Consider the following 19,647-nt stretch of genomic DNA (forward strand, 5'->3'; position numbering starts at 1 on the left):
AGAGGTAAAATTATGAAAGCTTTTGAATTTAAAAATAAATATTACAGATACATAATAGGTACAGACGACGAGGGCCATTTGTTCCACGGCTGTTTTATACCCTCTTGCTGCTTTAAAGGAATGAGTGCTCAGGAGCTTTTCGAGAAATACCGCACACATTATTCCTTTGAATTTGTTTTAAAGGTTGACCACGAGCCCTTTGTTATTTCTCACGGAGTAAGAGCCTTTTATACCGAAACTTCAAAAAATTCCGTTTTCCGCTCCTTAAAAAGAAAACGTATTCCCGGCGGCACAGACAATATAGTTACTCTTGAATGTCCCGAAAAAAATCTTTTGATAAAGCTTCATTACGAGGTTTATCAAAACTCCCCTGCTATACGCAGATATACAGAGGTTGAAAACAAATCGGGTAATGATATACTTTTAAACCACATTTCAAGCTTTACCCTTTCAAATTTCCCCTATTCAAACGAAACCTGTCAGGATTTATATTTACATTCCTTCAGTTCTCAATGGAGCTACGAGGGCACACCAAACCGCAACAGCTTTGCTGATTTGGGTGTTCTTGACCACTATTGCAGAAACGGTTATGCAATAGAAAGCACAGGAACCTGGGTTTGTCAGCAATATTTCCCCTATTTTGTTATAGAACAGAAAAACTCCAAAATATTTACTGCTGTTTCCTATGAATATTCTTCTGCGTGGCGTTTTGAAATCGGCACATCAGACCTTGACAATCAGGGCTGGTTTTATACTCAGGGCGGAATGGGCAACGATTTACACGCTCATTGGAACAAAATTCTCAAAAATAAGGAAAGCTTCTGCTCCCCTCGTGCTTCTATTACTACAGCTTACGGAAATCTTGAAAAAGCCTTTAATCATATGCATCTGCATCAGCAAAATGTTCTTATTCACCGTTCTGAAACTGATAAGGATTTACCCGTTATCTATAACGATTGGCCCTATATGCAGGCTGACGTTACAGAAGAAAAAATCCTTGAACAGCTTGACACTCTTAAGGACTGTTCTGTAGACATTTACGTTACCGATGCAGGCTGGTTTTGCGAGCAAACTCCCCCAAAAAATGACTGGTGGGTTATGGCAGGTCAATGGGAATATGACAAAAACCGTTTTCCCCACGGACTTAAATACATAACAGACCGCATCAAAGAAAAGGGTATGAAATCGGGAATCTGGTGTGAAATAGAGGCTATAGGACCTATGGCTGACATTTACAACGATTACGATATGATTCTTATGAGAGACGGCCGTCCTGTTTGCGATGCTAAAAGACATTTTCTGAATTTTTCAAGCCAAAAGGGCCGTGATTATGCAACCAAAACCTTTGACAAAATAGTTGAATGGGGCTTTGACTACGTAAAAATAGATTATAATATGGACTCTGCCCCCGGTTGCGACACTGACGACGGCGATGTAGGACAGGGACTTCACAAAAACAGAATGGACTATTACGCTTGGATTGACAGTATTCGTGAAAAATATCCTCAGCTTATAATAGAAAACTGCTCCAGCGGCGGAATGCGTCTTGAATACGGTATGCTTTCACGTACTGATATGGCATCTATAACCGACCAGGCAAGCCACAAGCTTATGGGCGCTCTTTACTACAACGTTTCCAAGCTTATACACCCATCACAGTGCGGTATCTGGTCCTATCTTGAAGACCAATTTACAGAAGAAGACTATATTTTTGCATTAACTAACTCAATGATGGGCAGAATGCATTTAAGCGGAAATCTTGTTAAGCAGTCTGAAAGCAAGAAAAAGATATTGCTTCAAGCTGTAAAGCTTTATAAAAAATACAGGAAGCTTTTCTACTCCTGCTACACAATCCATTATACCAAGGATTTCAAATACTATAAAAATAATATCGACAGAGCATTAGAAATAAGAAACTGTGACAAAACTTCTTCTATTATTTGTGTTCAAAGACCCGAAAACGGCAAAGATAAGCTCACAATAAAACCCCGCGGACTTAAAAACGGCGACTATAAGCTTGAATTTTTCCCAAGCGGAAAGCAAGAAATTATCAGTAGCAGTCAATTAGCCCAAAGCGGTATTGAGTTTAATCTTCCTTATAATTTCTCCGCAGAACTTGTTTATTTACACAAAATCTGATTTTTGATAATGGGAGGTAAAAATATATGCCACCATATAAAATGTTAGAGCATTATGCTTTAAATGACCTTTATCCGCCTCATCAGGATATCTATCTTGATATAAGTAAAAATAACGATGCTTCCGTTGAACATTCTCACGATTTTTATGAGCTTATAGCGGTAATTAACGGAACAGGAACTCACACTATTAACGGTGTGACCTTCAGAGTTATGCCCGGAGACATATTTCTCATAAACTACGGAGATAAGCATTTTTTCACTCCTGATAAGGACGATGACAGTTTCCGATGGCTAAACTGCATATGGACTCCTGCTTTTATTACTGTTACTGACCCTATACTTCTCAAAACAAAAAAATATAACGATAAATTCACTCTCAGCATTTCCAACAATCTTATTGAAATGCTCAATGAATACAATCTCAAGCAAAGTCAACACGTTGAAATTATTAAATATCAGCTTTATGCCCTTCTTTTAAAGCTCAAGCGCTTAGCGGGAGAGGATAACACAATCTCTTATTCCGAGCGCCACCGTAAATCTCTTATAAAAATGGCAATAAATTATATAAATGAACACTATAAAGAGCAAATAAATCTTAATGACATTGCCAATCATCTGACTATAAGCCAGGTTTACCTTTGCAAGCTTTTTAAGGAAGAAATGAAAATGGGCGCAATCCAATATTTGCGCAAGGTAAGAGTTGACAAAGCTATACTTGTTCTTATGACCACCGAAAAAACCATACAGGAGATTTCCGAAGAGGTGGGCTTTAGTGATGTAAAAAGCTTTTTCTCTGCATTTAAAGCACAAATGGGTGTTACTCCTGCTTTGTATAAGCTGCATCATAAGCAAGTGAAAAAATAAAAGACTTGTTTCTCTCATAACAAAACAACAGCTCTGCTTCAAAATTAAGCAGAGCTGTTATATTATAAATCACAATGCATTAAAATATAAGATAAAATTATTTATCTACATATCTTTTTTCTAAAACACAGTAGTCAAGAATTTTCTCAATCGAGGTTCCTTTTGATTCTATATCATAATAATAAACCTTACAAAGATATGATTCATAAAAGAAATATAATTGTTTTTTTTCTTCATCTACATAATAATCAGTATTTTTAACAGTGTATTTTTTGAAATTATACTTATTATATAAATCAATACTCAAAAACGCTTTTAAGCCTTCATTGCTTCCTTTAGATGTATCTGTTTTATAAGCGTTTATTAAAAACCAAAATCCTATCAAATCATCCCCGATTTTTACTCTGCTACTGTAAGTTAGCGTATGATTTCCCATAGGCTCAATATGAAATTTTTCTTCTTTCTCCTCCATTAACTTATACGGAAATAAATATGCTTTTTCGTCAAGAATAAGCGTCGGATAGTAAATTTCATTTTTGTTGGGATCCTCATTCTTCAAATGCCATTCAACTGCTCCTGTCTTTATCCATCTTTTTAAATCCTCTTCTGTTTCTGTTACTATTGCTGTTGAGCCTGTTGATGCATTGTCATTCCCATTAGATATATCCTCTGTATTTGTTTGTTCTGCCATACTGTCTACAGCTTCCCTGCTTGTTGAATCATCATCGGCTTTTCCATTGCAAGCACTTAACAAAACAGCTATTAACAAAACAAAAGCTAAAACAGAAAATTTTGCTTTTTTCATTTTTATTTCCTCCTTTTCATCAAGCAAAGCATTGATATCTACCTAATTTATATTCATATATTATTATAATTAACAAAATTTGTCAACAATTTTTTAATTAAATATGCATTTATATTCAAAAATGAAGCTGTCTTACTTTTATTGAGCAAGACAGCTTTTAACATTTTCTATTATATCTCACAATGCATTAAAATTGCGTTTTCTGTTGGATTTGAGTAGTAGTTTTTCCGTATTCCGTCAATTACAAAGCTATTTTTTTGATAAAGCGTTTGTGCTGCTATGTTGCTCTGCCTTACCTCAAGAAACGCTCTGACACATTCTTTTTCCTTGGCAATTTTTAAAGCGTATTTTACAAGAGCGTCCCCATAGCCGTTTTTACGAAATTCGGGTAAAACTGCTACATTCATTATATTTGCTTCGTCCAATACAAAATATATCAGAATATAACCGCAAAGAAGATCCTGAGAAAAGTAGCCGAAAAACAATCCGTTTTCAAAGCTTTCCTCTAACATTTCTATACTCCACGGGTCGTTGAAGCATTTATTTTCAATTTGCGAAACCTCTTCCAGATGAGATATGTCAAGTTTTTTTATATTCATTTTTATAACAGCGCAGTTATTTCATCACGCATACGTATAGCTTCTCTTGCCGCTGCTGCCGCGAAATCCTTTTCGTCGCAGCCCTCTTTTTTGTATGCACACATAATTGCTCTTGATGAATTTACTATTCCGCCTATGCCGTTTTCGTCAAAGGCACCGATAATATCCTTTGCACCGCCGCCCTGTGCGCCGTATCCTGGAATAAGGAAAAACATATTTTTAAACTTTTTGCGAAGCTCTGTTAACTCCTGAGGATATGTTGCTCCAACCACTGCACCCACGTTACTGTAGCCGTATTTTCCTATGGAATCAGCACCTAATTTTTCTATAAGCTCTCCCATAGTTTCAAAAAGAGTTTTTCCTGATTCATATTTTAAATTCTGAAGCTCGCCCGATGAAGGATTTGAGGTTTTTACAAGGACAAAAATGCTCTTATCACTCTCGTTACAATAGCTTACAAAAGGAACAAGTCCGTCACTTCCCAAATAGCCGTTTACAGTAAGTCCGTCAGAGCCAAAAGCGGAAAGCTCAACATCGCCGACCTTGGTTTTTCCAAGATATGCATCTGCATAAGCTCCTGCTGTTGAGCCTATATCGTTTCTTTTAACGTCTGTTATTACATACATTCCCTTGCTTTGAGCGTATTCAATAGTTTTTGCAAGAACCTTAACGCCCTCATAGCCGTAAAGCTCATAATATGCAGACTGAGGCTTAATTGCGGGAACTATAGGAGCAAGAGCATCAATTAAGCTTTTGTTAAACTCCCATACAGCATTCGCCGCACCCTCTAAGGTTTTGCCAAACTTTTTGTAAGAAGCTTCCTTTATATATGAAGGAATATAGTCTAACAACGGGTCAAGTCCTGCTACTGTGGGGTTTTTCTTTTCAAGTATTTTTTCAATAAGTCTGTCCATCTTATCCTCCGATTATTTCATTATAAGTTATTATGCCGTCAGATATTGTAAGCATATTTTTACCGTAAAGCTCAAAGCTGTCATAAGGAGTATTTCTTCCAAGGGAGAGGGATTTGCTTTTATCAAATGTATATTTTTTATGAGCATCAAACACCGTAATATTTGCAATATTACCCTCTTTTATTGAGTGATCAATTCCTAATATACTGCAAGGATTAGCGCTTAGCTTCCTGCAAATTTCTTCAAGGGAAAGATATCCCGTTTTATAAAGATAGGTAATGCTCACTCCCAATGCTGTTTCCAAGCCTGTAATTCCGTTAGGAGCATCGAATAAGCCCTTTTGCTTTTCAGCTTCACTGTGAGGTGCGTGGTCTGTTGAAATAGCATCAATAGTGCCGTCAACAAGCCCTTCGATAATAGCCATACGGTCCTCTTCATCACAAAGAGGCGGATTCATTTTTGCATTTGTACCGTACTTTTCAACATCCTTAGCAGTAAGTGAAAAATAATGGGGACAGGTTTCTGCAGTTATCTTTGCGCCCATTTTTTTATAGCTTCTTATAATTTCCACGCTTTCCTTACAGCTGACGTGCGCTATATGTATATGGCAGTTTGTTTCCTTAGCAAGTATACACTCTCTTGCCACCATAATTATTTCGGAGCTTTTTGGATTTTTCCATTCATTTTCAGCTCTTACAGGCTCTTCGCAGTGAGATACTACTATTACGCCTTGCTTATTGGCTTCTATAATAGCATTTTTCATCATAAGAGCATTTTCAACAGGTACTCCGTCATCAGAAAATACCCTTACACCTGCTCTCTTAAGCTCTTCAAAATTTGTAAGCTCTTCACCCTTAAAGCCTTTTGTAACAGCGGCAACAGGATAAACCTTGCAATAACCGTTTTGATTTGCCTCATTTAAAATAAAGCTTACCGTATCAACATTGTCACATACAGGCTTTGTATTTGCCATAGCTACAACAGCAGTAAAACCGCCTGCCGCCGCTGCGTGAGTGCCTGTGCTTATCTTTTCCTTATATTCAAAGCCCGGCTCTCTCAAATGACAGTGCAAATCCACAAAGCCCGAAGAAACATAAAGTCCCTTACAGTCTATTACCTTATCTGCATCGGTATTTATATCTTTACCTATCTTAGAAATTATTCTATCCTCAATAAGTATATCATCGGGACAGTTTTTTAAGAGAATTCTCATAGTGTTTTCATCAACTCAAGTAAATATTTTCTGAAATCTGCGCCTATTTCCTCGTGCTTTAATGCAGTTTCAACGCAAGCCTGCATAACTCCAAGCTTATTGCCCATATCATATCTTGTACCCGAAAAGTCAACGCCTGTCATTCCCTTTGTTTTTGCAAGGGTTTTCATAGCGTCGGTAAGCTGGATTTCATTACCTGCTCCGGGGGGTGTATTTTCAATTATTGAAAAGATTTCACTGGGTAATACAACTCTTCCCAAAATTGAAAACAGAGAGTATTCTTGTCCGGGCTTGGGCTTTTCTATCATATCAGTAACTTTATATATCTTATCCTTAAGAGGCTCAACCTTCAAAGAACTGTACTTAACGATAGCTTCACGGGAAACCTCTTTAATTCCTGCAACTCCCAAGCCATACTCCTCGTATGCATCGCAAAGCTCCTTTGTAGCAGGAATATCACCCATAATAACATCGTCGCCGTACATTACAGCAAAAGGATTATCACCTATTGCAGATTTTGTGCACCATACAGCGTGGCCTAAGCCCTTGATTTCCTTTTGACGTATAAAGCAAATATTTGCAAGGTTTGCCACGTTAAGACAAGCCTCTAATTCCTTTGCTTTATTTCCGGAAATAAGCTTACCCTCTAAGTCGGGGCAACGGTCAAAATGGTCCTCAACCGCACTTTTACCTCTGGATAAAATAATAACTATATCTTCTATTCCCGATTTTACTGCCTCTTCAACAATATATTGAATTGCAGGCTTATCAACGATAGGTAAAAGCTCTTTGGGAATAGCCTTTGAAGCAGGAAGCATACGTGTTCCGTAGCCCGCTGCAGGAATAACCGCTTTTTTAATCTTCATTGTTTTTTCTCCTTTGGCTTTTTTTAACATTATACTATATTATACTTATAAAATCAAGTTTACAATTGATTTTGCGTATGATATAATTAGTATAATTAGTTGAAACGGAGGATTTTCCTTTGCTTAAAGAAAACAAAAAGAAAAATCTTGTATATATAAGTGTTCCCGATTTTGAAGAATGTGGCGCAATGGGCGTTTTTTCAACACGTCTCGGCGGTGTAAGCTCAAACGAATTTGCCACAATGAATTTAGGCTTTAACCGTGGAGATAATATTGAAAACGTCAAGCAAAATTTTAATATTATTGCAGATGTGCTTAATTGCTCAATAGAAGATTTTGTTCTTTCTTCTCAAATTCATAAGGACGATATAGCAGATGTCGACTTAAGCCATAAGGGAGTCGGTATTTTCAAAGAGGGCTTTGAAAGCGCAGATGCTCTTATAACAAATCAAAAAGGGATTGCTCTTGTTATTGTTACGGCTGACTGTGTTCCCATTCTTTTTTGCGATACCAAAAAGAAAGTAATTGCCGCTGCTCACGCAGGCTGGAGAGGTACTGTTTTGAATATTGCTTCAAAGGTAATTTCAAAAATGGTAACTGACTATTCCTGTAATGTAAAGGATATTCATTGTGCCATAGGTCCCTGCATTAAAAAATGCCACTTTGAAATAGGCAGTGATGTTGCCGATGTTCTTAAAGAAAATGAATTTTGCAAAGATTTTGTCTATCCTTTTGGCGAAAAATTCACAGCGGATTTAGCCGCCATAAATAACTATCAGCTAATACGTGCAGGAGTTATGCAGGAGAATATACAGTGCAGTGATGAATGTACTTACTGCAACAGCGACAAATATTTTTCCCATCGTGTTATGGGCACAAAAAGAGGCACTAATGCCTCCTTTGTCATACTTAATTGAAAGGGCTAAAAAATGAAAAAAACAGTTATTTTTTTAATTTGTATATGCATTTTTTTAGTGGGCTGTAACAGTAATAAAAAGGATTTGGATACTACCTCTTCTGAAATATCAGAGCTTTCTGACAGCCTTATAATTCCTAAAATCACCTCTGACAGTCTTAATCCCTATAAGGTTACTACAAATACAAATAAGCATCTTTTAAGCCTTTGCTTTGACGGCCTTTTTTCTGTAAATTCAAGCTTTAAGGCTACCAATGCAATAGCTGAAAGCTATACTGTAGACAACAACAAATTCATTATAACCTTGAAATCTGATGCTGTTTTTTCGGATAACTCCCCCGTCACCGCCGCAGACGTAGTTTTTTCTTACAACCTTGCAAAAGCTCAAGACTCTCCCTATTTACAAAGATTTAATTATATAACCTCAGCAATTGCTAAAAATTCAAAGGTTGAAATAACCTTTATAAGCTCTGCCTTGAGCAATCTGAATCTTTTGGATATTCCGATAATAAAATCAGGAACTCAAAACGAAGCTATTCCCATCGGCTGTGGAAAATACACTTTTTCTCAAAACGATGACGGAAATTATATTCTTAATGCCAACTCCTCTTATTACGGTACAAAGTCTTATATAAATCAGATTAAAATTGTAGAGGTACCTGATTACGATACAATGTTCCACAGCTTCAATTCAGGACAGATAACTGCCTGTTATGCCGATTTGCTCAACGTTTCAAAGTCATATTTAGGAACTATAAATCTAAATACATTTACCACCAACAATATGTTCTTTCTGAGCTTTAATATGTATAATCCGATTTTTGCAAATGCAAAAGTACGCCAGGCAATTTCAATGTCAATAAACCGTCAGAAAATTGCTTCCGAAACTCTGCTCAGCTATGCTGTACCGGTATGGCATCCCTTCAATCCTTCTTATTTTGAGCTTTCAGGTACAGATATTCCCTCTGACATCTATTCTTTGCAGACAGCGCTTGTAACTTTAGATGAAACAGAGCTTGTTTTAAACGGCGAAACAAGGTGTCAGCCTCTTAATTTGTTAGTAAATTCAAACAATTCATATAAATTGAATTGCGCAAAAAGAATTAAAGAGGATTTATCAGGCATCGGAATACCCGTAAACGTTATAGCATTAACGGGGCAGGATTATGATTTAAGTCTTTCTTCTTTAAATTTTGATTTGTTTTTAGGTGAGGTTAGGCTTCCCGCAAATATGGATATCAGCATTTTTTCAAGCCCTCAGATAAATGTTTTCGGTTGGGATAATACAGTTTTTCAAAATATTCAAAGCTCTTTAAACAGCAGTGAATATTCCTATGATACGGCAGTAACTGTTTTCTTTGAAAACTCTCCTTTTATTCCTATTTGCTTTAAAAAAGCAGCCCTTGCCGCTACCAAAAGCTTAACAGATGACGTAAACCCCTCTGACAGCAGTATATTTTATTCAATTGAAAACGCAAAGCTTGAATAGACAAAAAAGGTCTGTCTTACTAAAAAGTGAGACAGACCTTTTATTTGTGTCAATTTAATTATGAAAATTTTTATTGCCCGATTTGCTTGAACAGCCGTTGCACTTCTTGGCATAAGGACAGCCCACGCATTTTTCTCCCTTTCTTTTGGCACGGATAAGATAGAATATAATTCCTGTCGCAATTGCAATCAATATTAAAATAACAATAATATTTTCCATAATCAAAATCCTAACTAAAATATTTTATGCTTTGAGAGCATACTCGGTTTTCATCTTCTTGTTAGTATTCATAATAAGACTAACAACAACTGCTATCATCGCAATTACAGCAACAAGTCCGCCGATAGCCGCACCGATGTTAAGAGCACCGCCTACGATAAGAGTGCCGATAGTATAAACAAGATATGCTACAGTATAACCTACTGCAAGCTGAAGTCCTATGCCGCCCCAAAGCCATTTTGCACTCTTCATTTCAGCATTCATAGCACCGATAGCCGCAAAGCAAGGCGGTGTATAGAGATTGAACATCAAATAAGCTAAAGCCGCAACCTTGGTAATTGCCATAATGCCTGCAACCTCTGCCCCTGCGCCTTCTATAAGAGCAAGCTCTTCGGTGTCAATAAGATTTTCAAGACCGACAAAGCAAACAGCAAGAGTACCAACAACGTTTTCCTTTGCGATAAAGCCTGTGATAGCTGCCGCCGCCAATTGCCAGGATAAAACGCCCACAATCGGAACAAGCAAATAAGCAAAGGGTGATGCAATAGAAGCAAGAATAGAAGTATCTGCATTTTCTGCAACTGTAAAGCTCCAGGTAAAAGTCTGCATCAACTGTACCGCCATATTACACAAAAGAATAATTGTAGCAGCTTTTACTATATAAGCCCAACCACGACTGCACATAGACTTAAATGCGCCCCACAGAGAAGGAGCTTTATATTCGGGAAGCTCTATAATAAAGAAGGATTTTCTTGCTTTGTAACCTGTAATAAGATTGATAAGCAACGCACCAAGGAAGATAAGGACAATACCTGCAAAGTACATCAACGCACTAACCCACCAAGCATTTTCAAAAAATGCGCCTGCAAACAGGGAAATAACAGGAATCTTTGCGCCGCAAGGCATAAAGGGAGCAAGCATTGCAGTTGCTCTGCGTTCACGCTCGTTACGAATAGTACGGCTTGCCATAATACCGGGAACTGCACAGCCTACAGTAATTACAAAAGGAATAACCGATTTACCTGAAAGGCCTACCTTTTTGAAAATAGGGTCAAGCACAACAGCGGCACGGGACATATATCCGCAATCCTCTAAAAGAGCAATAAGGAAATACATCACCATAACAAGAGGTAAAAATCCGACAACGGCAACCACACCGCCGATAACGCCGTCAACAAGGATAGCGGAAATCAGAGGATTAGCATTTTCAAGGAGTCCGCCAATAAAGCCTTGGAACATTTCAAGAAGAGGTACAAGTCCCGGAATAAATGTTTCACCAATCTCCACCCCATCGGCAATCCAAGCACCCAGTGTAGTCTGCGAAATATAAAACACAAGGAACATAACTGCAGCAAAAATCGGAATACCAAGCCACTTATTTGTGATAACGGCATCGATTTTATCACCGATATTCTTATCCTTGGTTAAAACCTTACGGGTTTCAACGTCCTTTACAATATTATTAACGAAGCTAAAACGCTTACGGTCTGCTTCTTCGACCTGTGCCTTATCGGTAAGGTCAATATCTTCTTGTATGTAAGTTGCAGTTTGAGTCTTTCCAACCTGTGCGATAGCCGTTTCAATAAGAGCTTTTAGTCCCTCTGTCGATGTGGAAACTGTCTTAATAACGGGACATTCAAGCTTTGTTGAAAGTAAATCAGCATCAATTTTGTTTCCTTTCTTCTTACCTATATCACTCTTATTAAGCGCAACAACAACAGGAATGCCAAGCTCCAAAAGCTGTGTGGTAAAGAAAAGACTGCGACTAAGATTGTCTGCATCTACGATATTGATAATAACATCGGGATTTTCATTCTTTACATAAGAGCTTGTAATACTTTCCTCACTTGTAAAGGGTGACATAGAGTATGCGCCGGGAAGGTCAACCGCAGTAATTTGTTCACTGCCTGCATACACCTTCTTAATTGGGTGCTCTTTCTTGTCTACCGTAACACCCGCCCAGTTGCCTACCTTTTCATTACGGCCGGTCAGAGCATTATACATTGTGGTCTTACCTGAATTTGGGTTTCCTGTTAAAGCAATTCTCATATTTTTCTCCTCCTATTTCTTAACTTTATATAAATCCTATCGGATAAAGCTACAAGCGTCGGTTAGCTATTGCTAACTGATAACTCAAAAAAAATAAGCCGAAGCTTATTCTTTTTAATTAAACAATGATGGCTTCTGCCAACTGGGTATCAATATTATAGCGACCGTCTTTAATCGAAACAGTACAGCCACCCTTACGGTGTGCAATTACAGTGATGCTTTCCCCGCTGTAGCAGCCCAGAGAAAACAAGAAAGCATTCAGTTCCTCATCATCTGTGTTAATCTGCTGAATAATATATTCTTTTCCCTCTTCTGCTTCTCTCAAATTCATACCCATTACCACCGTATTATGTATTGGTTAGTTGATGCTAACCATCAGTCCTAAAATATAGTTAGCTACCGCTAACCACGTATTATTATACATATTTTTAAAAATTTGTCAAGGGGTTTTTCTAAAATTTTCAAAGTTTTTCAATATTTGTTTTGTACTTAGCTTTCACTCTGCCTGATTTTCATTTTTTGCCAATTGACATAGCCATATATGTCATTCACTAAAAAGGCTACAAAGCAAACAACAACAGAAATATAACGAATGTCATATACGCTTGCCATTATCCATAAAACAATCAAAACAATGTCATTTGAAGCATATGCCAATGCAAACAAAGGGCTTCTTCTGAAAGTAAGATATACTGCAATAAAGCTCGTTGTAACAGATATTGTACTCGGGATAGTATTAGCAGTATTAAAATATGTTAATATGAAATAAAACAAAACGGTGATTACTGCTGCACCAATCCACATAAACATCGTTTCTTTTTTACTTATTGCATTAACCCTTACCTCTGCCTTATTGTTTTTATATGGATTTTTCAGCCACGATATTAAAGCAAAAATCGCCATAGGCATTGTCATACCGAGGTATGTAACCATTTCGCCGTAATAATTAAATGTATATGATATAATTCCATACAAAAGACTGAATATTACCATTAACAACTGACCAAAAGGATTTCCCTTGGCATTGAAAATAAGTGATGTTACTCCAATCAATGAAGCAATTAATGTCAGATAGTTTTCTTTGTCAAATATACAAAAAGAGCCCACTATCAGCAACACAGAAAAAGTCCACAAAACAATTTCCAGCTTTGAAAAATAGTTTTTCAACTCAAACACCCCTAAGAAAAATAAGCATCCGCATACACATCTTCAAAGACCTAACGATGTGCAAACGAATGCTTTTGCATTTCACTACCCGGTGGCAGTTTAACTTTTATTTTTTTATATTATATCACTGTATCACAACAAATGCAACATTACATTATGACCTTTTTCTTACTTATATCATAAAAAGGTAATGTCTTTCAATTAAATCACTTGTTTAGAGTATAGGATTTTCAATGATATATCGCTGATGCGATATGATTTTAGTGAAGCTTGGGCTACGCCCAAGTGAAGCAGTGGCAAAACCACTGTGAAGTATTGTACTTCGCACAACATGAAGTTAAGTGTACCACTCACGCCCGCAGACACTTCACTTGCCAAAGGCATACTTCACGCACCAAAGGTGTGCTTATCGTACCGCAAGGTACACTTAGTTCGAAAAAGAGGTTTTTAATGATGCATCGGCTACGCCGATATGATGTTATGCTTCGCATAATGATGTTGCTCATTTCATTCGCAATGATGCGATGTTTGCCCCAAAACATTAGGCGAAGCCGACATCATTAGCGCAAGCGACATCATTTGCCGAAGGCAAACATCATTGAAAAAAGCACTTCGAAAGAAGTGCTTTTTTCATGGGGTGGGTGATGGGACTCGAACCCACGATTTCCAGTGCCACAAACTGGCGCTCTAACCAACTGAACTACACCCACCATATTGGCGCGCCTGAAGAGACTCGAACTCCTGACCCACTGCTTAGAAGGCAGTTGCTCTATCCACCTGAGCTACAGGCGCATACTGGTGCGGATGACAGGAATTGAACCTGCACGGGGGTAACCCACTAGATTCTAAGTCTAGCGCGTCTGCCAGTTCCGCCACATCCGCATAACAGCCTTAATATAATACCATACATACATAATTTTGTCAATACCTTTTTTGCAAAAGTAATTATTATTTTTTTATTGATTTTTGAAAGAAAATAATATAGAATATTGTTACTATATTTTATGAAAGGGTTTTTGAAATGATTAAAGCACTGATTATAGCTATGGAAGAAGAGGCTCAGCCTTTTATTGATATACTAAAGCTTGAAAAAATTGCTGACAAGCCTTTTGCTATTTATAAAAAAGACAATACCCTTGCGGTTATTTCGGGTATGGGCGAATTAAACTCCGCTTTAGCGGCAGACTATGCTATTGTTAAATTCAATGCCGATATTCTTTACAATGTAGGTTGCTGCGGCGCTACGGGAACAGCTTTTAAAGTTGGTCAGATAGTTTCCGTTCAAAGAGTATGCAAGGGCGACGTTGATATGACCCCTATGGGTTATGAAAAATATCAGCTTCCGGGGCACGATGTTTTCTTAACTCTTGAAACAAACAGCAATTACACTCTTGCTGACTGTATGTCAAATGACCGCTTTATAACAAGCAGAGATATTGACATTCCCCGAAATATCGTTGTGGAAATGGAAGCCTTTTCTATTGCCTTTACAGCTAAGATGCACGGCAAAAAATGTATAATATATAAGGTTGTTTCCGACATTACGGAAAGAAATGTGGACAGCAGTGAAGTCAATGAAAATGTTGAAGCTGTTTCTTTAAAGCTTGCAGAGCATATTTGCGCAATACTAAAGTAGTTTAAAAACGCCGAAATTTTCGGCGTTTTTTTCAAAAAAACTATTGCAAAACAGTAATATTATATGTTAAAATATAATTGTAAAATTGTTATTTTTTGAGAAAGGTTGGTGTCAGTATTGTTCGGTAGTGATATTTTCCAATTTATTAAAAACTGCATATCAACCATTCGTTTTGAGGATATTTTTGACATTATTGCTATGTCTTTTATTATCTATCAGGTTTTGAAATTCGTCAGAAACACCCGCACAGCTCAGCTTTTAAAGGGCATTTTGCTATATATTGCAATTATGCTTGTGAGCCAATTCTTAAATATGAATGCCACCTCTTTTGTGCTTAAGAGTGCTTTTGATGTAGGTATTCTGGCTGTACTTATAATGTTCCAGCCTGAATTAAGAAAGGTTTTGGAGCAAATCGGTAAGGGTGGAATGAAAAAATATTTCAATCCCGATGAAAGACTGCGTGATAACTTTGAATCTCAGAATGCAGTTAACGAGGTTATTAACGCTGCTGCTCATCTTTCCGCCGCAAATACCGGAGCTCTCATTGTATTTGAGCGTGAAATTAAAATTTCCGAAATTATCGAAAGCGGTGTTGCTGTCGATTCCAAAATTTCTTCTCAGCTTTTAGAAAATATTTTCTTTGTCAATACTCCTTTACACGACGGCGCTGTTATAATAAGAAACGGCAGAGTTGCCGCTGCGGCTTGTCTTTTACCTCTTACTGATAACAAGCGTTTAAGCACCGAATTAGGTACCCGCCACCGTGCTGCAATAGGTATTTCCGAAGCTTCTGACGCTTTGGCTCTTGTAGTTTCTGAGGAAACAGGTACAATTTCTTTGGCTAAAGGCGGTAAGCTTATCAGAGGTCTGCCCCTTAATACATTAAAGGAAGAGCTTTTAACCGGTCTTTACGGCGAACAAAAGCCTGAGAAAAAACATATAATCGGGAGGCGTAAAAAATGAACCGATTTATAGAAAAAGTTTATTCTCTTTTTAATACAAATAAATTTCTTTATGCCATTTCTGTTTTATGCGCCATAATAGTATGGCTTTATGTATCGGGAGTGGAAAACCCTGATACTACAAAAACCTTTTCTGACATTCCTCTTGATGTGGAAATTACAGGAACAGAGGCAGAAACTAACGGACTTATGCTTTTGAAGGGCGCCCCCAAAACAGTAAGCGTTGTTTTATCGGGCTCCCGTTCGGATTTAGCTACCTACAGCCGTTCAAATATTAAGGCTTCGGTTGATTTTAATTCCGTTACAAAAAGCGGAACCTTTACAATGCCTGTAACTATTGATTTAACAACCGAAAAAATCAAAGTAAGCTCTGTATCCCCTTCAAACCTTGAGCTTACCTTTGCTGTTAAGAAAACTGCAAGTGTTGACGTTAAAGTTATAGTCAACGGAAAGGTTAGCGAAAACTATATTGCAGATACTCCCAGAGCATACCCCTCTGCCATTTCCGTAACAGGACCTGAGAATATTATTGACACTATCGCATCTGCCAACGTAAACGTAGATATAGGCGGGGCAAAGGAAACAGTTGTCCGTAAAAACGAATTTACTCTTGTTGACAAGGACGGCAACGAAATTGACACTACCAACATCACTACCGATGTTGAGGTAGTAAGTGTTACCTGTCCCGTTCTTCTTTCAAAATCTGTTCCGCTTTCTGTAAGTATTATAAACAGCAGCGGAGGCTATGACAGTAAATTTGCAATTATAGAAACTGAGCCTCAAAACATTATAATCGGCGCAGCTGAGGACATTCTTTCAGCTATTAACTCTATTGAATTAGGCGTTATTGATATGGCTGAAATATTGACTACAGATGGTATCCAAAAGGAATTTGATTTATCTTTACCCAACGGCGCAAAGGCTTTCGATGCTCCTTCAAAGGTAACTGTTAAAGTTTCCTATCCTGAGCTTGTAACAAAAACCTTTACCGTTAAGAAATTCTCTGTTATAAACTCGCCCTCGGGTAAAACAATAACTCCCGTAACATCTTCTATTAAGGTTACTGTCAGAGGTCTTGCGGCTGATATTACCGCCCTTACAGACGACGATATAACCGCAGTAATTGATATGACCGACTCTACCTCTTCAGGAAATATTCAAAAGGCTGTTACATTTGAATTTTCAAACGAGGCTAACGTAAGCGTACAAGGTAAATATACAGCTCTTGTAAGAGTAAAATAGGTAAATAAAAGCACCGTTTCAACGGTGCTTTTTATATACCTCAGGACAAGCTACTATTAAAATTCAGCTTATACTTGACAAAATAATACTGTTTTGTTAGGATTAGTATATAATAAATTTTCAGGAGGTCAACTATGTCTAATCCGTTTATTTTATTATTTCGAATTTTACTCCCTGTTGCTATTATAGGCGGTGTTATTTTCTTAATCGTTTTCTTAATTAAAGGCGCTAAGAAAAAAGGCAGCGATACAAATTATGTATCCTTGTCGCACACAGAAACTTCCACTACCACAACTACAAGCACCTCTTCAAGCTATAGCGGAACTTCTAAAATATTCATCAACGGCGGAGCCCCGTCGGGAAATACAATGGGTAAAATATCTGTTGACGGAAAATCCTTATCTGTACTTTATACCGATGCTCCCATTGAAATTACCATACCCACAGGCAGACATCACGTTGTTGTTGAAGGCGGCGTTTACGGAGATGCACGCATAGACCGTTATATTGATTTCGGAGTTTTGGACGTTTGGACAGTAGACCTTCCCGGCAGAGATGATGCCGATGTCATCAGACATCAAATGATTAGTTCTTCTGAATACAGAAGAGCACTTTCCGATTCCGGCTATCATGTAACTAAAAAATATCTTTAAAATGAAATCCACTTTCTTCAATGAAGGTGGATTTTTTTTGCAAAGACCTTTTTATCTTATAAATGATATTTGCACGATAAAGAGCCTGACTGCTATTGGGAAATATTATCTCACGCAAAATTAACCGACTGAATTTAATTATCTTACAAATTTAAAAATCTGCCCTTCCAAAATGAAAGGCAGATTTTTTATAATTATATTTTAAAAGCTTTTTCGGTGGGGAGAGCGAAGATTATTCCGTTAGCCTGTGAGGTTAAGCCAAATTCAGAATTTACGTCTTCCATTATCTGTTTGCTTACTTTAGAAGGTGCTAAAATCAAAAGCATTTCACGTTCTTCGTCTGCCTTGTTATCTCCGAACTCGGCAAACTGTTCAAAGTCTGCAAATCTTCCCTTTATGACTGTGCCGCCTGTTGCGCCTGCTTTTCTTGCAACGTGCATTACATCCTCACTATAGCCTTCATTTATAGATATTACTATCAAGTTGTTATGATGTTCATTTTGCATATTTAAGGCTTCCTTTTCTGTATTTTGGTTGCTGTTAAAATTCAGTATCTCACTCAACACTCGACTTGCCGCTGAAACGTCAAGAATTATCATCAAGCCGCCGTATTTTGAGTGGCTTTGGAACACTTCTCCAAACTTTGCCATCATATCTCTTATATCTCTTTCGGCGCCAAGACTGATTACTATATCCTTATCGTTTGTACCGAGTCCAAAAATATCCATCATTTCGGTAGGGGCAGTACCAAAGCCTACAATTTGAAAATTAACTTTGACCTTTACATTGTTAAGCTCTTTAATAAGCTTTTTACCCTTGCCTAATTCGACTATTGACAAGAGGACCATTATTTTCTTACTCATTTACTCCGCCCTCCGTATCAAAGAATACGATGTCATCCTTAATCATACTGATTTCAGTATGCAATTTTTTAACCTTTCTTGCGTGCTTTCTTCTTTCGTAGAGGCCTAAAATTTGTATTGTAATAAGCGGAGCCATAGCAATCATAGCTACGATACCGAAAGCATCGGTCATTACATTTCCGCCTATTGCTTCGCAGGCTCCCATTGCAAAGGGAAGCATAAAGGTTGAGGTCATAGGTCCGCTTGCAACTCCGCCCGAGTCAAAGGCTGTGGGAATAAATTCCTTTGGAGCAAAAAAAGCAAGCACTATTATCAACGCATAGAATATGACGAGCAATCTTCTGAGAGGAATTTCCCATTTATTTCTTATAAAAGTAATGGTGAGAAAAGCTCCAACGCCAATGCCTACACAACCTATAAGAAAAGCATTGGGAATTGTGGGAACCTGTTCTGCAAGCACCTGAAGGTCCGGCTCAGAAACAGTAATAAGAAAGCCAAGCACAAAGCAAATTAAAAGAGGGAGAATAAGCTTACCTTTTTTGTTGAGGGTTTTACCTATACCGTCGCCGAGAGGCTCCATAGAAATTCCCGAGCCGACCGTAAAAAAGCTTATTCCGAGAATAAGCAGAATTGTTCCGAATAAAAACAGCACAAGAACACCTGCTTCAAGAGCAACGCAGGTGACCGAAAGAAGTAAAACTATTAGTGCTATCGGCAAAACCGATATCAGCGACTCCTTGATAGATGCAAAAATATGCCTCATTAAAGTACCTCAACATTTTTCTTTAATAAAATTATTCTATTATTTTTTTCAATTGAACAAACTGTAAAATTTTTAATTATAGACTAAAAAACGCTATATTTATTGTAAAATGCACCGATATATTATATAATAGTTATATGAAATTTATGTTGAAATAAATATCGCCCACCCATTTCTTAAGGGTAATGGCAGTTCTGCTCAAATTTGACTTGATTGTATATTACAAGGTTGATAAAGAGGATTACTCGCTATGGAGCGCAATCCAATTAAGGATATTGAAAAAATG

Annotated in this window: 19 protein-coding genes and 3 tRNA genes; 8 read left to right on the top strand and 14 right to left on the bottom strand. The window is 37.5% G+C overall.

What is annotated here, in order from left to right:
• Window positions 1-12: 12 nt before the first annotated feature.
• Window positions 13-2,139 carry a hypothetical protein gene (locus E7480_01085; GenBank protein ID MBE6903188.1) on the top strand — a complete coding sequence of 709 codons (2,127 nt, stop codon included), beginning with the start codon at window positions 13-15 and terminating at the stop codon, window positions 2,137-2,139.
• Window positions 2,140-2,165: 26 nt separating this feature from the next.
• Entirely contained in the window at window positions 2,166-3,005 is an 840-nt protein-coding gene (locus E7480_01090; protein MBE6903189.1) for a helix-turn-helix domain-containing protein, read from the top strand.
• A 97-nt stretch (window positions 3,006-3,102) separates the two neighbouring features.
• Here the strand turns inward: E7480_01090 and E7480_01095 are convergent, their stop codons facing one another.
• From E7480_01095 to E7480_01115, 5 genes are all read right to left on the bottom strand, one after another.
• A complete protein-coding gene (locus E7480_01095; protein MBE6903190.1) occupies window positions 3,103-3,810 on the bottom strand; it encodes a hypothetical protein in 708 nt (235 codons plus the stop codon).
• Window positions 3,811-3,980: 170 nt separating this feature from the next.
• Complete coding sequence (rimI, locus tag E7480_01100; protein MBE6903191.1) at window positions 3,981-4,409, bottom strand: ribosomal-protein-alanine N-acetyltransferase; 429 nt, start codon at window positions 4,407-4,409, stop codon at window positions 3,981-3,983.
• A gap of 2 nt (window positions 4,410-4,411) precedes the next feature.
• Entirely contained in the window at window positions 4,412-5,323 is a 912-nt protein-coding gene (pyrF, locus tag E7480_01105; protein ID MBE6903192.1) for an orotidine-5'-phosphate decarboxylase, read from the bottom strand.
• A gap of 1 nt (window position 5,324) precedes the next feature.
• Complete coding sequence (locus E7480_01110; protein ID MBE6903193.1) at window positions 5,325-6,536, bottom strand: dihydroorotase; 1,212 nt, start codon at window positions 6,534-6,536, stop codon at window positions 5,325-5,327.
• The gene (locus E7480_01115) at window positions 6,533-7,402 is read right to left on the bottom strand and encodes a UTP--glucose-1-phosphate uridylyltransferase (GenBank protein ID MBE6903194.1); all 870 of its coding nucleotides are present in this window, start codon (window positions 7,400-7,402) and stop codon (window positions 6,533-6,535) included. The genes E7480_01110 and E7480_01115 overlap by 4 nt, the downstream gene beginning before the upstream one ends.
• Before the next feature lie 119 nt (window positions 7,403-7,521).
• On the opposite strand from E7480_01115, the gene pgeF reads away from it, so the two are divergent.
• Both pgeF and E7480_01125 read left to right on the top strand, forming a co-directional pair.
• A complete protein-coding gene (gene pgeF, locus E7480_01120) occupies window positions 7,522-8,319 on the top strand; it encodes a peptidoglycan editing factor PgeF (protein MBE6903195.1) in 798 nt (265 codons plus the stop codon).
• A gap of 12 nt (window positions 8,320-8,331) precedes the next feature.
• Window positions 8,332-9,807, top strand: a complete 1,476-nt coding sequence (locus E7480_01125) for an ABC transporter substrate-binding protein (GenBank protein ID MBE6903196.1) — start codon at window positions 8,332-8,334, stop codon at window positions 9,805-9,807.
• Window positions 9,808-9,861: 54 nt separating this feature from the next.
• Here E7480_01125 and E7480_01130 read toward each other — a convergent pair whose 3' ends face one another.
• The 7 genes from E7480_01130 to E7480_01160 all read right to left on the bottom strand — a co-directional run bounded on the left by E7480_01130 (window position 9,862) and on the right by E7480_01160 (window position 14,124).
• A complete protein-coding gene (locus E7480_01130) occupies window positions 9,862-10,026 on the bottom strand; it encodes a FeoB-associated Cys-rich membrane protein (GenBank protein ID MBE6903197.1) in 165 nt (54 codons plus the stop codon).
• A 24-nt stretch (window positions 10,027-10,050) separates the two neighbouring features.
• Complete coding sequence (locus E7480_01135; protein ID MBE6903198.1) at window positions 10,051-12,075, bottom strand: ferrous iron transporter B; 2,025 nt, start codon at window positions 12,073-12,075, stop codon at window positions 10,051-10,053.
• 118 nt (window positions 12,076-12,193) lie between these two features.
• Complete coding sequence (locus tag E7480_01140) at window positions 12,194-12,406, bottom strand: ferrous iron transport protein A (protein ID MBE6903199.1); 213 nt, start codon at window positions 12,404-12,406, stop codon at window positions 12,194-12,196.
• 158 nt (window positions 12,407-12,564) lie between these two features.
• Window positions 12,565-13,251 carry a nicotinamide mononucleotide transporter gene (locus E7480_01145; GenBank protein ID MBE6903200.1) on the bottom strand — a complete coding sequence of 229 codons (687 nt, stop codon included), beginning with the start codon at window positions 13,249-13,251 and terminating at the stop codon, window positions 12,565-12,567.
• 624 nt (window positions 13,252-13,875) lie between these two features.
• Window positions 13,876-13,952 (bottom strand) — tRNA-His (locus E7480_01150).
• A 5-nt stretch (window positions 13,953-13,957) separates the two neighbouring features.
• Window positions 13,958-14,034: transfer RNA gene (locus E7480_01155), tRNA-Arg, on the bottom strand.
• A 4-nt stretch (window positions 14,035-14,038) separates the two neighbouring features.
• Window positions 14,039-14,124 (bottom strand) — tRNA-Leu (locus E7480_01160).
• 139 nt (window positions 14,125-14,263) lie between these two features.
• Between E7480_01160 and E7480_01165 the strand changes: the two genes are divergently transcribed.
• The 4 genes from E7480_01165 to E7480_01180 all read left to right on the top strand — a co-directional run bounded on the left by E7480_01165 (window position 14,264) and on the right by E7480_01180 (window position 17,735).
• Window positions 14,264-14,878 carry a 5'-methylthioadenosine/S-adenosylhomocysteine nucleosidase gene (locus E7480_01165; GenBank protein ID MBE6903201.1) on the top strand — a complete coding sequence of 205 codons (615 nt, stop codon included), beginning with the start codon at window positions 14,264-14,266 and terminating at the stop codon, window positions 14,876-14,878.
• 198 nt (window positions 14,879-15,076) lie between these two features.
• Window positions 15,077-15,841: a TIGR00159 family protein gene (locus E7480_01170; protein ID MBE6903202.1), complete on the top strand. Its 765-nt coding sequence runs from the start codon at window positions 15,077-15,079 to the stop codon at window positions 15,839-15,841.
• A complete protein-coding gene (locus tag E7480_01175) occupies window positions 15,838-17,082 on the top strand; it encodes a hypothetical protein (protein MBE6903203.1) in 1,245 nt (414 codons plus the stop codon). Before E7480_01170 ends, E7480_01175 begins: the two co-directional genes overlap by 4 nt.
• Before the next feature lie 134 nt (window positions 17,083-17,216).
• Window positions 17,217-17,735: a hypothetical protein gene (locus E7480_01180; protein MBE6903204.1), complete on the top strand. Its 519-nt coding sequence runs from the start codon at window positions 17,217-17,219 to the stop codon at window positions 17,733-17,735.
• 194 nt (window positions 17,736-17,929) lie between these two features.
• Here E7480_01180 and E7480_01185 read toward each other — a convergent pair whose 3' ends face one another.
• Window positions 17,930-18,598, bottom strand: coding sequence for a hypothetical protein (locus tag E7480_01185; GenBank protein MBE6903205.1), 669 nt, complete (start codon window positions 18,596-18,598; stop codon window positions 17,930-17,932).
• Complete coding sequence (locus tag E7480_01190; protein ID MBE6903206.1) at window positions 18,591-19,361, bottom strand: DUF1538 domain-containing protein; 771 nt, start codon at window positions 19,359-19,361, stop codon at window positions 18,591-18,593. The genes E7480_01185 and E7480_01190 overlap by 8 nt, the downstream gene beginning before the upstream one ends.
• Window positions 19,362-19,647: the final 286 nt, after the last annotated feature.

The sequence above is a fragment of the Oscillospiraceae bacterium genome, assembly GCA_015067255.1.
Classification (GTDB): Bacteria; Bacillota; Clostridia; order Oscillospirales; family SIG519; genus SIG519.

Coding starts and splice junctions, on each gene's coding strand:
- E7480_01165 (MBE6903201.1), top strand. CDS start 14,264: ATGATTAAAGCACTGATTATAGCTATGGAAGAAGAGGCTCAGCCTTTT.
- E7480_01115 (MBE6903194.1), bottom strand. CDS start 7,402: ATGAAGATTAAAAAAGCGGTTATTCCTGCAGCGGGCTACGGAACACGT.
- E7480_01110 (MBE6903193.1), bottom strand. CDS start 6,536: ATGAGAATTCTCTTAAAAAACTGTCCCGATGATATACTTATTGAGGAT.
- E7480_01090 (MBE6903189.1), top strand. CDS start 2,166: ATGCCACCATATAAAATGTTAGAGCATTATGCTTTAAATGACCTTTAT.
- E7480_01170 (MBE6903202.1), top strand. CDS start 15,077: ATGTCTTTTATTATCTATCAGGTTTTGAAATTCGTCAGAAACACCCGC.
- E7480_01125 (MBE6903196.1), top strand. CDS start 8,332: ATGAAAAAAACAGTTATTTTTTTAATTTGTATATGCATTTTTTTAGTG.
- E7480_01185 (MBE6903205.1), bottom strand. CDS start 18,598: ATGAGTAAGAAAATAATGGTCCTCTTGTCAATAGTCGAATTAGGCAAG.
- E7480_01180 (MBE6903204.1), top strand. CDS start 17,217: ATGTCTAATCCGTTTATTTTATTATTTCGAATTTTACTCCCTGTTGCT.
- pyrF (MBE6903192.1), bottom strand. CDS start 5,323: ATGGACAGACTTATTGAAAAAATACTTGAAAAGAAAAACCCCACAGTA.
- E7480_01175 (MBE6903203.1), top strand. CDS start 15,838: ATGAACCGATTTATAGAAAAAGTTTATTCTCTTTTTAATACAAATAAA.
- E7480_01135 (MBE6903198.1), bottom strand. CDS start 12,075: ATGAGAATTGCTTTAACAGGAAACCCAAATTCAGGTAAGACCACAATG.
- E7480_01130 (MBE6903197.1), bottom strand. CDS start 10,026: ATGGAAAATATTATTGTTATTTTAATATTGATTGCAATTGCGACAGGA.
- E7480_01085 (MBE6903188.1), top strand. CDS start 13: ATGAAAGCTTTTGAATTTAAAAATAAATATTACAGATACATAATAGGT.
- E7480_01190 (MBE6903206.1), bottom strand. CDS start 19,361: ATGAGGCATATTTTTGCATCTATCAAGGAGTCGCTGATATCGGTTTTG.
- E7480_01095 (MBE6903190.1), bottom strand. CDS start 3,810: ATGAAAAAAGCAAAATTTTCTGTTTTAGCTTTTGTTTTGTTAATAGCT.
- E7480_01140 (MBE6903199.1), bottom strand. CDS start 12,406: ATGAATTTGAGAGAAGCAGAAGAGGGAAAAGAATATATTATTCAGCAG.
- rimI (MBE6903191.1), bottom strand. CDS start 4,409: ATGAATATAAAAAAACTTGACATATCTCATCTGGAAGAGGTTTCGCAA.